The sequence below is a fragment of the Enterobacter sp. J49 genome (assembly GCF_002148625.1).
Taxonomy (GTDB): Bacteria; Pseudomonadota; Gammaproteobacteria; order Enterobacterales; family Enterobacteriaceae; genus Enterobacter; species Enterobacter ludwigii.
Genome location: NZ_MWPY01000015.1, coordinates 67,238 through 83,185 on the forward strand (window position 1 = coordinate 67,238; position 15,948 = coordinate 83,185).

A 15,948-nucleotide genomic window follows, 5' to 3' on the forward strand; every position below is an offset into this window, starting at 1 on the left:
ACGCGCTATGCAGAATGTTCATCTTTTCAGGTACAAACACCCTTTTCGCTACATTTGTATAACACGGGGCACAAAATGCCCTCGACCATAAAGAGCGCTTATGTTGTGATCGGGGTTCAATAAATCACTAAACAAGGTATACTCCGGAGTTGTTTATTGTACTAAACGCTCCTGTGAGAGGATGCTACTGCGCACCTATGACTCAATTCGCTTCTCCTGTTCTGCATACATTGCTGGATACCGACGCGTATAAACTGCATATGCAGCAAGCCGTTTTCCACCATTACTATGACGTCCATGTCGCGGCGGAATTCCGCTGCCGTGGTGACGACTTGCTCGGTATCTACGCAGACTCCATTCGTGAACAGGTCGATGCTATGCAGCATCTGACGCTGCAGGACGACGAATATCAGTGGCTCTCTGGCCTGCCCTTCTTTAAAGCTGACTACCTGAACTGGCTGCGCGACTTCCGCTATAAGCCGGAGCAGGTGACCGTGGTCAATGATAACGGCAAGCTGGATATTCGTCTTGAAGGCCCGTGGCGTGAAGTGATCATGTGGGAAGTTCCGCTTCTCGCGGTGATCAGTGAACTGGCCCACCGCTACCGTTCGCCGGAAACCGGCGTTGAGCAGGCGGTCGCGTCGCTGGAAAATAAACTGGCCGCATTCTCAACGCTGACCGAAGGGCTGGATATGTCCCGCTTCCGCCTGATGGATTTTGGCACGCGTCGCCGTTTCTCTCGCGAAGTGCAGCAGGCTATTGTGAAGCGTCTGCAGCAGGAGCCGTGGTTCGTGGGCACCAGCAACTACGATCTGGCACGTCGTCTGGATCTGACCCCAATGGGTACCCAGGCGCATGAGTGGTTCCAGGCGCATCAGCAGATAAGCCCGGACCTGGCAAACAGCCAGCGTGCCGCACTGGCCGCGTGGCTGGAAGAATATCCCAATCAACTGGGCATCGCGCTTACCGACTGTATTACGATGGACGCGTTCCTGCGTGATTTTGGCCCTGAATTTGCCGAACGTTATCAGGGATTACGCCATGATTCCGGGGATCCGGTTGAATGGGGTGAAAAGGCCATTGCCCATTACGAAAAACTGGGCATTGACCCGATGAGCAAGGTGCTGGTCTTCTCCGATAACCTCGATCTGGCAAAAGCGGTCGATCTCTATCGTCATTTCACCTCCAGAATTAACCTGAGCTTTGGGATTGGCACCCGCCTGACCTGCGACATCCCTCAGGTAAAACCTCTGAACATCGTGATAAAACTGGTGGAATGTAACGGTAAGCCGGTAGCGAAGCTCTCCGATAGCCCCGGTAAAACCATCTGCCATGACAAAGCCTTTGTGCGCGCATTACGCAAAGCATTCGATCTACCGCAGATCAAAAAAGCCAGTTAACTGCTTTCGGGAGCCTTTCAGGCTCCCCTCTCCTCAATTTATTTCTTAATTCTTCTCTTTTGACTGCGAAATCTGCTTGTCTGATGGCGGATGCCAGGTAACATAGATATCCCCCCCCAGTAAGGGTGGGCAAGTGTTTATTTTTTCCGACTATTAACAGAGAGAATATTATGAGCGTTGTGCCTGTAGCCGACGTACTCCAGGGCCGTGTCGCCGTTGACCAAGAAGTCACCGTGCGCGGATGGGTGCGTACTCGCCGAGATTCTAAAGCTGGCATCTCCTTCCTTGCCGTCTATGACGGTTCCTGCTTTGATCCTGTACAGGCCGTCATTAATAATTCTCTGCCCAATTACAATGATGACGTTCTGCGCCTGACAACGGGTTGTTCCGTTATCGTAACCGGTGTTGTTGTGGCATCGCCTGGTCAGGGTCAGAGTTTCGAAATTCAGGCCTCAGCCATTGAAGTCACTGGCTGGGTTGAAGATCCCGACACCTACCCAATGGCGGCAAAACGTCACAGCATCGAATACCTGCGTGAAGTGGCGCACCTGCGTCCACGCACCAACCTGATTGGTGCGGTTGCCCGCGTGCGTCATACGCTGGCGCAGGCGCTGCATCGTTTCTTCGATGAGCAGGGTTATTTCTGGGTGTCTACTCCACTGATCACTGCGTCCGATACGGAAGGTGCGGGTGAAATGTTCCGCGTCTCTACGCTGGACATGGAAAACCTGCCGCGTACGCCAGAAGGTAAAGTGGACTATGACAAAGACTTCTTCGGTAAAGAGGCCTTCCTGACGGTTTCTGGTCAGCTCAACGGTGAAACTTACGCCTGCGCGCTGTCCAAAATCTACACCTTTGGTCCTACCTTCCGTGCAGAAAACTCCAACACCAGCCGTCACCTGGCGGAATTCTGGATGCTGGAGCCTGAAGTGGCGTTCGCAGATCTGGATGATGTCGCGGGTCTGGCAGAAGCGATGCTGAAATATGTCTTCAAAGCGGTGCTGGAAGAGCGTCCTGACGACATGAAATTCTTCGCAGAGCGTGTCGACAGCGATGCAGTCGCACGTCTGGAGCGTTTCGTCTCAGCAGATTTCGCGCAGGTGGACTACACCGACGCGGTGGCCATCCTCGAGAAATGCGGAGAGAAGTTTGAGAACCCGGTTTACTGGGGTGTTGACCTGGCGTCTGAGCACGAGCGTTACCTGGCCGAGAAGCACTTCAAAGCACCGGTTGTGGTGAAAAACTACCCGAAAGACATTAAGGCCTTCTATATGCGCCTTAACGAAGACGGTAAAACCGTTGCGGCGATGGACGTCCTGGCACCGGGCATTGGTGAAATCATCGGTGGTTCTCAGCGTGAAGAGCGTCTTGACGTACTGGACGCACGCATGGAAGAGATGGGCCTTAATCCTGCGGATTACAGCTGGTATCGCGATTTACGCCGTTACGGTACCGTCCCGCATGCCGGTTTTGGTCTGGGCTTTGAGCGTCTGATCGCCTATGTCACCGGTGTTCAGAACGTCCGTGACGTTATTCCATTCCCACGCACACCGCGTAACGCCAGTTTCTAATCGACTGAATAACAAATGGCCAGCAATTGCTGGCCATTATTTTATTCTGCATTGTCAGTTTTCGTCAGCGCAAAGTCAGCATTTTTAAACCACAACCCCGTTACAACCACTACCTGTTACGTTTTGTTTCCACGAAACATCTGCGCACAAAAAATAAACCCTATTCTTATTGCGCTTATTGCAATCTGAAGCAATAGCACAAAATTCAACCAGTTTTACAGCCATCCAGAAGTCTTTTTCGGGTCATAAGAAAAAATGAGCCGTTTGGCTTCTGTTTATACGAATTGCCTTTATCTAAATTAATTATAAGCTTTTCATATAGATATCAAAGTATCTGCCGTTTAATTCGCCAGTGGACGCTGAAATTTGAGGTGGTTCACAAAGTTCCGAAAAATACACATTTAGTTACACATGATTTCTTTTTGTAACTTAATCTTGAGAATTGTAGCACTTTCAGGCTAGCGAAACGGTTCTATGAATGGAAAGATGCCTGTCAGATACATAAAGACACCTAACTCTCATCAATAGTTCCGGAAATATTTATTGACAGAATTTATTGGCGGCAGTGGCGAGTGTCATAAAAAAACCAATGAGGGTAATAAATAATGATGAAGCGCAATATTCTGGCAGTGGTAATCCCTGCCCTGCTGGTAGCCGGTGCAGCTAACGCTGCAGAAATCTATAACAAAAGCGGCAACAAACTGGATCTGTACGGGAAAGTGGTTGGTGAGCACGACTTCGTTACCTCTGGTGACAACACTGACAGCAACGACGCTACCTATGCTCAGATCGGTTTCAAAGGCGAGACTCAAATTAACGACCAACTGACTGGTTTCGGTCAGTGGGAATACCGTGCTCTGGCAAGCCAGGCAGAAAGCAACCAGACTCAGCGTACCCGTCTGGCGTTCGCCGGTCTGAAAGCGGGTGATGCAGGTTCCATCGACTACGGCCGTAACTACGGTATCGTATACGACGTAGAATCTTACACCGATATGGCGCCATCTTTCTCAGGTATGACCTGGGCAAACTACTCTGACAACTTCATGACTGGCCGTAACTCTGGTCTCCTGACTTACCGCAACTCAGACTTCTTCGGTCTGGTTGATGGTCTGAGCCTGGGCCTGCAGTATCAGGGCAAAAACGAGCGTACTGACGTGAGAACCGCTAACGGTGACGGTTTCGGTACCTCTGTAGGTTATGAGTTCGGTGAAGGTTTCGGCCTGATCGGCGCATACAGCAACTCTGACCGTACTGACGGGCAATCCGCAGACGGCAAAGGCGAGAAAGCGGAAGCATGGGCTGTTGGTGCTAAATACGATGCGAACAACATCTACCTGGCAACCACCTATGCTGAAACGCGTAACATGACCCGTGAAGACGACGGTTCTTTCGCAAACAAAACGCAGAACTTCGAAGTTATCGCTCAGTACCAGTTCGACTTCGGTCTGCGCCCATCCGTGTCCTACGTGCAGTCTAAAGGTAAAAACCTTGCACAACGTGGCACCTTCGCTGGCGGCGATGCTGACCTGCAGAAATTCGTTGAACTGGGTGCAACTTACTACTTCAACAAAAACTTCAACATCTATGTTGATTACCAGCTGAACCTGATCGACGACACCGACTACTCTCGTAGCGTGGGTATCGTGAACGGTAAAGACGACCAGGTTGCAATGGCTGTAACCTACCAGTTCTAATCAGTACACCACGTTGTTATATGCTTAATGAACAGGGCTTCGGCCCTGTTTTTTTTATGTCTGATAGCAAAAAATGGCGACTTTTGAAAAGCCGCACGCTTTTTGTCGCAAACGGTTGGCATTTTGTAAATCTACCGTTAACCTGATAGCGGATTTCACTTCTGTAATCACAATGGAACTTCGTCATGTTTGAGAACATTACCGCCGCTCCTGCCGACCCTATTCTGGGCCTGGCCGATCTGTTTCGTGCCGACGACCGCCCAGGTAAAATCAACCTGGGTATTGGTGTATATAAAGATGAAACCGGCAAAACCCCGGTGCTGACCAGCGTTAAAAAAGCTGAGCAGTATCTGCTGGAAAATGAAACCACCAAAAATTACCTCGGTATTGATGGTATCCCTGAATTTGGTCGTTGCACTCAGGAACTGCTGTTCGGCAAAGGCAGTGCAATTGTGAGCGACAAGCGTGCGCGTACAGCACAGACCCCTGGCGGTACCGGCGCGCTGCGCGTCGCGGCGGATTTCCTTGCGAAAAACACCTCTGTTAAGCGTGTCTGGGTGAGCAACCCAAGCTGGCCAAACCACAAGAGCGTATTCAACTCTGCAGGCCTGGAAGTACGCGAATATGCTTACTACGACGCGGCTAACCACTCTCTGGACTTCGACGGTCTGCTGGCCAGCCTGAACGAGGCTCAGGCGGGTGATGTGGTGCTGTTCCACGGCTGCTGCCACAACCCAACCGGTATTGATCCAACGCTGGAACAGTGGGAACAGCTGGCGAAGCTCTCCGTAGAAAAAGGCTGGCTGCCGCTGTTTGACTTTGCATACCAGGGCTTCGCCCGTGGTCTGGAAGAAGATGCGGAAGGCCTGCGCGCTTTTGCTGCCGTGCATCAGGAACTGATCGTGGCAAGCTCTTACTCCAAGAACTTCGGTCTGTACAATGAGCGTGTCGGTGCTTGTACGCTGGTTGCGGCGAACACTGAAACCGTTGATCGTGCATTCAGCCAGATGAAATCCGTGATCCGCGCTAACTACTCTAACCCGCCTGCACACGGTGCCTCTGTCGTTGCGACTATCCTGAGCAACGATGCACTGCGCGCTATCTGGGAACAAGAGCTGAACGATATGCGTCAGCGTATTCAGCGCATGCGTCTGCTGTTTGTGAACACCCTTGCGGAGAAAGGCGCTGACCGTGACTTCAGCTTTATTATTAAGCAGAACGGTATGTTCTCTTTCAGCGGCCTGACCAAAGAACAGGTTCTGCGTCTGCGTGAAGAGTTTGGCGTCTACGCCGTGGCGTCTGGCCGCGTCAACGTTGCAGGCATGACCCCAGACAATATGGCGCCGCTGTGCGAAGCCATCGTCGCCGTGCTGTAAATTGCACCCATAAAAAAAGCCTGCGTAATGCAGGCTTTTTTTATTCTGGTTACCAGACAGGCATTTCGTCCTGAAGGAACGGGTTATGGAGTCGTTCATAACCCAGCGTCGACATCGGACCGTGTCCAGGGATAAACGTCACATCATCGCCCAGCGGCAACAACTTCTGTGTAATCGACTGAATCAGCTGTCCGTGGTCGCCACGTGGAAAATCGCTGCGTCCTACGCCACCTTTGAAAATCACATCGCCGGAAATCAGCAGACGGGACTGGTCATCAAAGAAGACAATATGGCCTGGCGTATGCCCAGGACAATGCAACACCTGTAAAGTCACATTCCCTACGTTAACGCGCTCTCCTTCATTTAGCCAGCGATCGGGCGTCAGGGGCAGACACTCATCAAGGCCAAACATGCGGCTCTGGGCTGGTAAACCCTGCAGCCAGAACTCATCTTCTTTTTCCGGACCGATCACAGGCACACCGAAGTGCTGTGCCAGCTCCGCCGCCGCACCAACATGATCAAGATGACCATGCGTCAGTAAAATCTGCATCAGCGTGACACCGCTATCAGCGACTTCCTGCTTGATTTTCTCAGCGTCACCGCCGGGATCGACAAGCGCGGCCAGTTTGGTTTGCTCACACCAGATTAATGAACAATTCTGGGAGAATGCAGTAACCGGAATAATACGATAGTTCATACTGCTCCTGTGTTTCGTTATTACCAGTGCCGGACCGGACCGGTATCAATATGCACAAAGTTGCTACTTGGGTAATATCCTACACCACCTGCGCGCATAGATAACGCAGCTTTGCGAATATTGGCTAACGAAACGCCTTCAATATGGAAATCCATTGCCTGTCCCTTCGTGTGATAGCTTTTTTTCGCTACCCCACGGCTGTGGGCGCGCAGTTCATTATTGGTATCAACAGAGCGATAACCAGAAATAAGCTGCACTGGCTTGCTGGTACCCAGCAGGCCCTGAAGGCGGAATAACTGATCAAACAGTCCTGGGTCGATGGCTTTTATTTTATTCGCGCGGAAATCACGGAAAAAATGGTTAAGTCTTGCTAATTCATCCTGAATATAGCCTCTGCCATCGAAGAACTCCGCTTTTAACGACTCACCGGTGTGGAGATTGTTGAGCGTTAAAACTCGCGGACGAGGTGTCGAGAGGGTGGCAAATGCTGGCGTCGGCAAGATGGCCGCTGCGCCGAGCGCAACACCACCTAACGCCAGCAGTTTGCGGCGATTAGCGTCAAATTTGTCCATGATAATCAGGTCTACAGGTCAATGTTTATCGTAAATATGCTTAGCGCACGAAGGGCACCTTAACTGGCAAAGCCGACTACGTCAAGGCACCCAACCCCAGTAAATACGCGGCCTCCAGCCATATAGCCCCGTATTCACCATTACTTACGACAACCTATTTTCCCGAACTGCTTCATTTACCTGATTAATTGTTCAGCTTTTGGCAAAATTTGTGCGCCGGATCGCGCCGTGAGATCATAATTGTAAATATCTGTACGGTACTGCGTCCGCCCGTCCTCACCCACAAACGCCGTCAGATAATAAAGATTGACCGGAATATTATGTCGAATATTAACGTAACGCGTATCCCCCTGCTTCAGGGCGTCAGAGATGCGCGTATCGTTCCAGCCTGCATCCTGCAACAGCATATTAGCCAGCTCCGAGGCTTTATTGACACGCACACAGCCTGAACTCAGCGCGCGGGTGTCTTTCTGGAACAGATTGTGGTTCGGCGTATCGTGCAGATAGATAGCATCTGAACTCGGCATATTGAACTTGTAGCGTCCGAGCGAGTTATGTGCACCGGGTGCCTGCTGGAACCGGAATGGCAGATTAGACGCGGTAATGGTTGACCAGTCGACCATATAGGGGTCTATCGCCTCTTTGCTGTTCCAGCCGCGCATCACCGTATAGCCATGGCGTTCCAGGTAACCCGGATCGTTCCAGACCTTGGGCAGAATGTCTTTACGTGCCAGCGTCGGCGGTACGTTCCACGGCGGGTTAACCACCACGTTGTTCAGTGCACTGCTCATCATCGGCGTTTTGCGATCGGGACGTCCCACAATCACGCGTGACGCCAGCACTTCACTGCCGTTCTGGTAATAGACCAGCGAATACGCCGGAATATTCACCATGATGCCGGTAGAGAGGGTCCCTGGCAGCAAGCGTAAACGCTGGATATTGAGCGCCAGCACCCCTGCCCGCTGCGCAGGTGAGACGTTCAGCCAGTCGCGTGTTGACTGGCCAATCACGCCATCAGCACCCAGCCCCTGAGCAGCCTGAAACTGCTTAACCGCTGCAACCAGCTCCCGATCGTAGGCCGCGGGCTTATCACTCAGTACGGCGGCTTTTTTCTCTTTCACTGGAGCTGACGGGCTGACAACGACGCTTTGCGCATCGTCACCCGGCAGGGCAATTTTAGGCCCGCTATCCAGAATACCGGAGCGTTTGAGGATCTCACGCAGGGCAGGCACATCGCTGCTCCACTGTCCAGGACGCAGCGTCGCGGTACCACGCATCTGCGGCCATGGACGTGAATCCCCGACCAGTTCCAGAAGCGACTGATGCATGGTCGCGTATTGCGGATGTGCCGGCGCGAGGCTCGCAATAAAGCGCGGCAGATCGCCACTATCCAGTGCCAGTTGCCACTGGTTAATTACCGACAGTGCCGGAGTCGCCAGCTTGTAAGGCTTATCGCTGTACAACCAACGGTTACCATTGACCGGAATACCGGCCACAAACTGGAGATACCCCATCATGGCATCGGAAAGCACCACGTCCCGCGCCTGCCCGGTGACAGCAGGATCGGTTAAGAGCTCAACCCATTTTGTGAACTGCGGCTGGAACCCTGCAATGGCGACTTCTGCCAGCTGTTGCTGGAAGGCGAGCACCGCATCACGGTTTTCCCACATGGGTTTCATGTCACGCGCCGCATAGAGCAGCGTGAGCTGGCTGGTATAGACAGGCGTGTAGCCTGCTGGCAGCCCAGACAGCAACTGCTGGCGAAGCGATTCCGCGTCGATGCCTTCTGGCAACGGTTTAATACCGGCCATGATGGCCGTCGCAGGAGACTGCTCCAGCGGTTGAGACAGCGACGTTGGCTGTGTGCCAGTCGTTGCTGTGCTGTCAGTCGGCACAATTTCAGGCTCGTCGGCCTGAGCGGTTAACAGTGGAGCAAACGTCACTGCCAGGCATAAACTTAGCGCAGACAGCTGACGACCACATTTTTTCTTTAGCAACATCCCTTGCCCCCTGTTTTCACGACATGCCCATCACGTTGGGGCTTTCTTTTATTATAGGGTGACGGCAAACCTGTTGCCTTACCTTATGTAAAGAAGTTTAAAGATAACGCAGCCTTAAACACAAGTTAAGCGAAAAAAAAGCGGCGCTGCTGCGCCGCTCACGGTTGGAAAACGCCTCAGGACGCGTCTGCCGTTGTTTCCGGTAAGGATTCTGGCGGCTGGGGAGCAAAACCGCGTAACCCGACCACGTGAACGTGTTCGGTATTCTGGAATACCTTACGCACCAGTTTATACGTGGTGCCTTTCTCAGGACTGATGTTCTCCGGCGCTGCGATAATGAGCTGCATATCAAGACGCTCACAGAGTTCAAACAGCGTGGCAATTGAGCGGGCGTCAAGACGCGCCGCTTCATCCAGGAACAGCAGTCGACATGGGGAGATATCTTTGCCGCGCAGACGACGTGCTTCATCTTCCCAGCTCTGGACCACCATCACCAGAATCGACATCCCGGTACCGATAGCTTCACCGGTAGAGAGTGCACCGGACTCCGCACGGAGCCAGCCGTCTGAACCACGGTTAACCTCCACTTCCATTTCCAGGTAGTTACGGTAATCCAGGAGCTCTTCACCAATGGTTTGTGGCGTGCGTTGCCCCATGTCAATCTGCGGATTAAGGCGCTGATACAGTTTCGCCAGCGCTTCGGAGAAGGTCAGACGGTTGCTGTTGAACAGATCCTGATGCTGTTCGTGCTGTTCAGACAACACTTCAAGCAGCGTCGAGTGCGCTTCACGCACGTTCACGTTCAGACGCACACTGTTTACCTGACCAAACGATACGCTCTGCAAGCCCTGGTTCAGCTGGCGAATTCGGTTCTGCTCGCGCTGGATGGTTTTACGGATGATATTCGCCACGCTGCGGGAACTGATAGCCAGCTTCTGCTCGCGGGAGGTCAGCTCTTCCGTCAGGCGGCCCAGTTCGATTTCCATCTGCTCAATGGCTTCGACCGGATCGTCGGTACGAATGATGTCCTGACGAATACGCTCACGCAGGTGCTGATAAACGGCTACGAAGAACTGGATCTTACGCTCAGGGCGTTTCGGATCTTCGGACATACGCAGCACATCGCGCAGGTGTTCGTTATCCGCTACTGCCAGACGCAAGGCACCCAGCGCCTTATCCGACATAGAGCGAAGTTCATCCGCAGAGAGATAGGCCAGCTCGCGACGATGCAGACGGCGTTCAACGTTATTGTCTTTCACCATCCGCATGACGGCGCACCAGCCCGCCTTCGCGGTCACGACCTGCTCACGCATTTCGTGATAATCACGCTCCAGCTTGCGCAGGCGACGAGTCAGGTTATCCATTTCCGCTTCACAGAAGGTCAGCGCTTTTTCCAGCTGATTACGACGTGCGCGGTTATTACTGAGCTGCGCATGCAGTTCATCACGGCGGATACGCGCCCGCTCTTCTGCTCCGCTGTCAGCACGGACGCCAATATCCTGCAACTCTTTCTGAAGATCGTTTAACAGCTCTTTCTTGGTGTCGAAGGAGCTTTTCAGCGAGGCCAGGACCTGATTGTACTGGTTCAGCTGTGCCGAGTGGCTACGCATCGCGTCACGGGCGCGAGTACGTTCCGCTTCAGCCTGTTCAAGGCGCTGACGCAGCTTCTCATTGAGATCGCTGTTACCGCTCAGCATCTCCGCGGAATCGGAGTAGCCGAAGTGGGCCCGGCGCTGCACCACTTCCGTCAGGGCAAACGCCTGCTGGCGCGCTTCGCGCTGCACCTGCTGCGACCAGGCGTAATCTTCTTTTAACTGCTCGAACTGCTCCGGATCGCTCTGCAACACGGAGACCATTGGTTCGAGCTTCGCCAGCTGATTACCGTACTGCTGAACAAAACGTGCCGCTTCCTGAGCTTCATCCAGACGTTCCTGAATCTCATCCACGCGGTCAGCCAGCGTGTCATCTGCCAGCAGATTCAGGCGAGGCAGGATGCGGTTAAGGGCCGCAACGCCTTCTTTCGCCTGTTCGAACTGAACGCGGCTTTGCTGGTTGTCATTTTCATGGTTTGAGATCGCACGCTCAAGCTCGCCACGACGGGTGTTGAGCTTGCGAATTTCGGCTTCCGGGTCAGCTTCAAACGCCACGCCCAGATGGCTGCCGATAAAGCGGCTGAACGCCTGATGAAGACGCTGGGTTTTCTGCACGTCAAACGACAGGGTCGCAAAACGTTCAGACAGCTTCTCACGCTCGGCGTGCAGACTTTCAATCCGGTTTTCACGCGCTGCGCGACCAAACAGCGGAAGCTCAGGGAAGCGAGAATAACGCCACTGACGATCGGCGATTTTGACGACAACCGCTTTTTCCAGCTCATCGACGCTGAATACGCTGTCATCGAACGACTGCGGGTCCCCTTCGATTAAATAGAGGTCTTCCGGGCAGTCTTCCAGCCCTGCCAGCTGGTCAGCAATCAGCGACAGATCCGGGACCACAATCGCATTACGTGATGGGCCATACAGGGCTGAGAAGTACGGCGCATCGTCCAGACCGACATCGTCATAGATTTCGGACAACAGCACGCCGCCAAAACGTTCAGCCAGGGCGTTCAGACGTGAATCTTCCGAACCACCAGGCTGGCTTAAGCGCTCAATCTCTTCATCGATCTCACGTTTACGGGCGCCGACTTCATCGCGCTCAACAATCGCCTCGCGCTCGCGCTCCAGCAGCTGTTGCAGATATTCGGTCACGTCCTGGCTGGACTCAAACTGTTCGCCGCACTGTTCACTGAGCTGGTTCAGGCTGCTTTGGGCAGCCAGCCAGACTGGTGCACGCTGCAGCAGCACCTTAGAACGGGACTGCAGCTGCTCCATCTCCTGGCGCAGCGTCATGCGCTGTTCACTGGCGTTGGATACGGAATCGGAAAGCGCAGCAATACGCGCTTCGAGCTCCCGATGCAGAGCTTCAAGATCGTCGAAATCGTAATTTTTGCCCTGGCGCTTACAGAACTCCGCCAGCATACGCTCGGCTTCCTGCTGTTCGCGAAGACGCTGTTCCAGTTCGTTCAGGCGCATACGCAGCGGCTGAACCTGCTCGGCCAGATGGCGCTGGTTCACACCGTCGCGCAGCAGTTCACGGGCAACTTCCCACGCTTCGTTACGCGCAAGCGGTCCGTTAATTGCCACAACCAGCTGGTACGCTTGCTCAAACTGACTGTGCGCCGTTTGCGCGACGCTCATCTTCTGTTCAAGCGAGAGCAGTTTCTCGGTCGCTTCCTGCTCTTTGGCCTGGAAGGTATCCAGCCACTGGTCAGCGCTTTCCGGGGTGAGGTCAGGCAGATGACACAGCTCTTTTGCACGCTGTAACGCCTGAAGTGCCTGGGTATACTGAATTGCACGCGTCTGCTGCACGTCTAGCGCCTGCTGGTAATCGGCCAGCTGATTTTTCAGCTCATCCACTTCCAGCTCGGCGGCCTCGGCACGTGCTTCGTTCTCTTCCTGCATGTCGGCAGCTTCCGCCACCACTTCATTTTGCTCTTCGAGACGAATTTGCAGCTCATCGAGATCCGCTTCGTAGCGCTCGATCTTCTCCTGCTGACGCAGGGCGGTCTGCACCAGGTTCAGGTGATCGCTGGCAGCCTGGTAATCGGCTTCCAGATCGCCTTCGGCACCGTTGTGCTCGCCCAGTTCACGCGCCATTTCGACGTGCTTATACTGCTCAGCCACCAGTTGTTTACGGGAGGTAAACAGCTCGCGGCGGTACTCTAACGCCTGATCGAGATGGACACGACGTTCATTGGCGTGACGCATATAGTCCGCCGCCACGTAGTTGGTGGCCTCGCTAATCAGGTGCTTAAACAGGTCACGGTCAGACTGCGTCACGCGAATGGCTTCGAGCGTCATGCGGTTTTCACGCAGCGCGGCTTCCATATCCTGGAAGGCCTTACGCACGCCGCTGTTTTCCGGCAACAGGTAGTCGCGCAGGGAGCGGGTAATGGCGCTGGAGATACCACCGTACAGCGATGCTTCGATCAAACGGTAGTATTTGCTACGGTCAGACGCGCTGCGCAGACGACGTGCCACAACGCCCAGATCGAACATCAGGGAGTGGTAATCCGTAATGGAGTTGAACTGCTTGAACTGCACGCCTTCGATGGTTTCGAGCTTATCTTTCAGCTCCTGCAGCGTCAGCACGCGCGCCTGGCGCTCATTCAGGGTTTCCGTCAGCAGCGCTGTGGGCTGCATGGAGGTTGGCAGACCCTGGATGGCAAACGGTTTAATGTCCACTTTACGGTCACGGCCTGCGACCTGCTGCAGACGTACCCCCACCACCACACGCTGATGTCGGGAGTTAATGACGTCCAGTACCGAATAACAGACGCCTGCTTTGAGTTTACCGTGCAGGCCTTTATCGCGAGAGCCGCTGGTCGCCCCCGCTTCGGTGGTGTTACGGAAATGAAGCAGCGTCAGATCGGGGATCAGTGCCGTAACAAACGCCGCCATGGTGGTGGATTTACCCGCACCGTTACCACCGGAGAGCGTCGTAACCAGCTCATCCAGATCGAACGTCCGGGCAAAGAAGCCGTTCCAGTTAATCAGCGTTAGTGAGCGAAATTTACCGCGTTCAATCATTACTCTTCCTCCCCGCTATCCGGCAGATTCTCTTCATGCTCATCATCGAGCTGCAAATGGTTTTCCACCGGCATCGCTTCACCGTCGCGGATCATGCGAAGCTGCGCTTCACGCGCATCGTCGCCCGCACGCACATCGGCGCCGAAGCGGAAGACAGATTCCGTGATGCGGAATTTGCTGCTGTCATGGCCCATAAACCAGACCATGCCCAGACGACGCAGACGGTTAAGGGAAGAGCGAACTTTTTCCTGCAATTTCTGGCGGTCAAGATCCGAGCCGGTGGAGCGGTTGTTCACCAGCTTAAGCAGCTTGCTCTCATCCGCCAGCGCCAGCAGCTCGTCGTAAAGCTCCTGCTGGGTGAAGATGCCTTCATTTGCCAGACGCTCCGGGCTGAGATAGAGGTAGCAAAGAATTTTGCCGACCATCATATCCAGCTCAGAGAGCACGGAACGCGGAATCAGGGTTGTGGAACGTGGACGCAGGTAGAAAAACCCTTCCGGTGCGCGGATGAGCTCCACGTTATAGCGGGCGTAAAACTCTTCCAGGTACTCCTGGAAGTCCATCAAAAAGGCGTGATTGTCCAGCTCGTCTAAGCCAATGTGACGACCGGCACGCAGTTGGCTGTCCAGCGCCGGAAACAACGGATTCGCCAGCGCCTGTGCCAGCTTAACTGGCATCACTTGTTCAATATTTGTCAATGACATGCGCCTGTACCTTGGCTCCGTAATCGTTAATCGGCTGCCACTTCGGCGGCAGCCCGGTGAAATCTGCTTGCGCGACGCCCAGACGCACGGCCTGGTCTACCACGATGCGGGCGATGTCGAAGTGGCGCGCACGAGGATATTGCGCCAGATAGTCGCGCACCACGAGCCCAAGATCCAGCGGCACTTGTCTGGTTTTGTAGACAGCGAGCTGTTCTTCGATCATCGCCGCAAGTTGCTCACGAATTTCGTTGAACTCTTCATATTCCAGATCCGGTGGCAGTTCACCGGTCACTTCTTCATCGCGCAGGGCCATCTCTTCGTCGCGCATATCCAGCAGACGATCGGCGCTGGCGTAAGTCAGCGCCCATGGCGCATCGAAATAGGTCTGTACCGACTGGCGCAGACGCTGAGCAAAGACGCGGTTTTTATCCATATCGATCGCGGTACGGATAAATTTATGCACGTGACGGTCATAACCGATCCACAGGTCAATCGACTGCTGACCCCAGCTGATAATACGATCGAGTTTGCTCTGCAGATCGAACACCAGACGGTCAATAAAATGCAGATCGTCATGGGCCATGGTCGCATCCTGGATGCGCAGGAGGTTTGCCTGAAGCTTATCCCCTGCCGCTTCCAGCGTATCCTGCAGTTCACGCAGCGTACCCGAGGTTTCCGACAGCAACATTTCACAGCTGGAGATGGCCGCACGCCAGTCTTTATTCAGCAACTGCGCGATATCGTCTTTTACCTGTTGCTGCTGTTCATCCATCAGACGCTGGGTCAGATCGATGCTGTCGAAAATCTCTGCCACCGAATATTTCAGCGGCGCATAGACGTTACGGTGCCAGTGGAATTCGTCACCGTTTTCATCCGCTGCATCGGCGGCGCGCTTAAGTTCACCCGCCACAATCGAGAGCTGCATGGAAAGACGCAGCGTGGAAAATTCACGCTGGCGAATGTAGTAATCGGTGATGCCGATACCCAGTGGCGTCAGACGATAGATGGCGTTTCCTTCCGCCTGCTCGCTGGTAAAGCGGTTCAGCAGACGTTGACGCACCATATCGTTGATTGCGTTGTTGGCACGCACGCTAATGGTTTCGCTGGTTTGCTCAAACGCATCACTGACATGGCGGAACGCATCCACCAGTTCACCCTCGCTCATTTCGCCATCCAGCCGTTCGCCGTTCAGCGTGGCAACCGCCAGCAGGAAAGAGAGTCTGTCTACCGGCAGCGAGATGGAGAAATCGTTTTTCCTGGCCCAGGCAACCAGTTCGGGGACTGTCTGGGAAAATTCACTCATAGG

At 53.9% G+C, this 15,948-nt stretch carries 10 protein-coding genes; 4 read left to right on the forward strand and 6 right to left on the reverse strand.

Annotation, left to right across the window (positions count from 1 at the left end):
- The first annotated feature begins 197 nt into the window (after positions 1–197).
- From pncB to aspC, 4 genes are all read left to right on the forward strand, one after another.
- The gene (gene pncB / locus BJP35_RS01680; protein ID WP_025204545.1) at positions 198–1,400 is read left to right on the forward strand and encodes a nicotinate phosphoribosyltransferase; all 1,203 of its coding nucleotides are present in this window, start codon (positions 198–200) and stop codon (positions 1,398–1,400) included.
- Positions 1,401–1,570: 170 nt separating this feature from the next.
- Positions 1,571–2,971, forward strand: a complete 1,401-nt coding sequence (gene asnS, locus BJP35_RS01685; RefSeq protein ID WP_032677806.1) for an asparagine--tRNA ligase — start codon at positions 1,571–1,573, stop codon at positions 2,969–2,971.
- Positions 2,972–3,576: 605 nt separating this feature from the next.
- Positions 3,577–4,665, forward strand: coding sequence for a porin (locus tag BJP35_RS01690; RefSeq protein WP_020884808.1), 1,089 nt, complete (start codon positions 3,577–3,579; stop codon positions 4,663–4,665).
- Between the two features lie 185 nt (positions 4,666–4,850).
- Complete coding sequence (gene aspC / locus BJP35_RS01700) at positions 4,851–6,041, forward strand: aspartate transaminase (protein WP_020884809.1); 1,191 nt, start codon at positions 4,851–4,853, stop codon at positions 6,039–6,041.
- Between the two features lie 49 nt (positions 6,042–6,090).
- Here aspC and BJP35_RS01705 read toward each other — a convergent pair whose 3' ends face one another.
- The 6 genes from BJP35_RS01705 to mukF all read right to left on the reverse strand — a co-directional run bounded on the left by BJP35_RS01705 (position 6,091) and on the right by mukF (position 15,945).
- A complete protein-coding gene (locus BJP35_RS01705; RefSeq protein ID WP_047742487.1) occupies positions 6,091–6,738 on the reverse strand; it encodes an MBL fold metallo-hydrolase in 648 nt (215 codons plus the stop codon).
- A 20-nt stretch (positions 6,739–6,758) separates the two neighbouring features.
- Positions 6,759–7,310 carry a YcbK family protein gene (locus tag BJP35_RS01710; RefSeq protein ID WP_014169403.1) on the reverse strand — a complete coding sequence of 184 codons (552 nt, stop codon included), beginning with the start codon at positions 7,308–7,310 and terminating at the stop codon, positions 6,759–6,761.
- A gap of 176 nt (positions 7,311–7,486) precedes the next feature.
- Positions 7,487–9,310: a L,D-transpeptidase gene (gene ldtD / locus BJP35_RS01715; RefSeq protein ID WP_047742485.1), complete on the reverse strand. Its 1,824-nt coding sequence runs from the start codon at positions 9,308–9,310 to the stop codon at positions 7,487–7,489.
- Positions 9,311–9,486: 176 nt separating this feature from the next.
- A complete protein-coding gene (gene mukB, locus BJP35_RS01720) occupies positions 9,487–13,938 on the reverse strand; it encodes a chromosome partition protein MukB (protein ID WP_047742482.1) in 4,452 nt (1,483 codons plus the stop codon).
- On the reverse strand, positions 13,938–14,642 hold the full coding sequence (gene mukE, locus BJP35_RS01725; protein ID WP_014169400.1) for a chromosome partition protein MukE: 705 nt from the start codon (positions 14,640–14,642) through the stop codon (positions 13,938–13,940). The genes mukB and mukE overlap by 1 nt, the downstream gene beginning before the upstream one ends.
- Positions 14,623–15,945: a chromosome partition protein MukF gene (gene mukF / locus BJP35_RS01730; protein WP_014169399.1), complete on the reverse strand. Its 1,323-nt coding sequence runs from the start codon at positions 15,943–15,945 to the stop codon at positions 14,623–14,625. Before mukF ends, mukE begins: the two co-directional genes overlap by 20 nt.
- Positions 15,946–15,948: the final 3 nt, after the last annotated feature.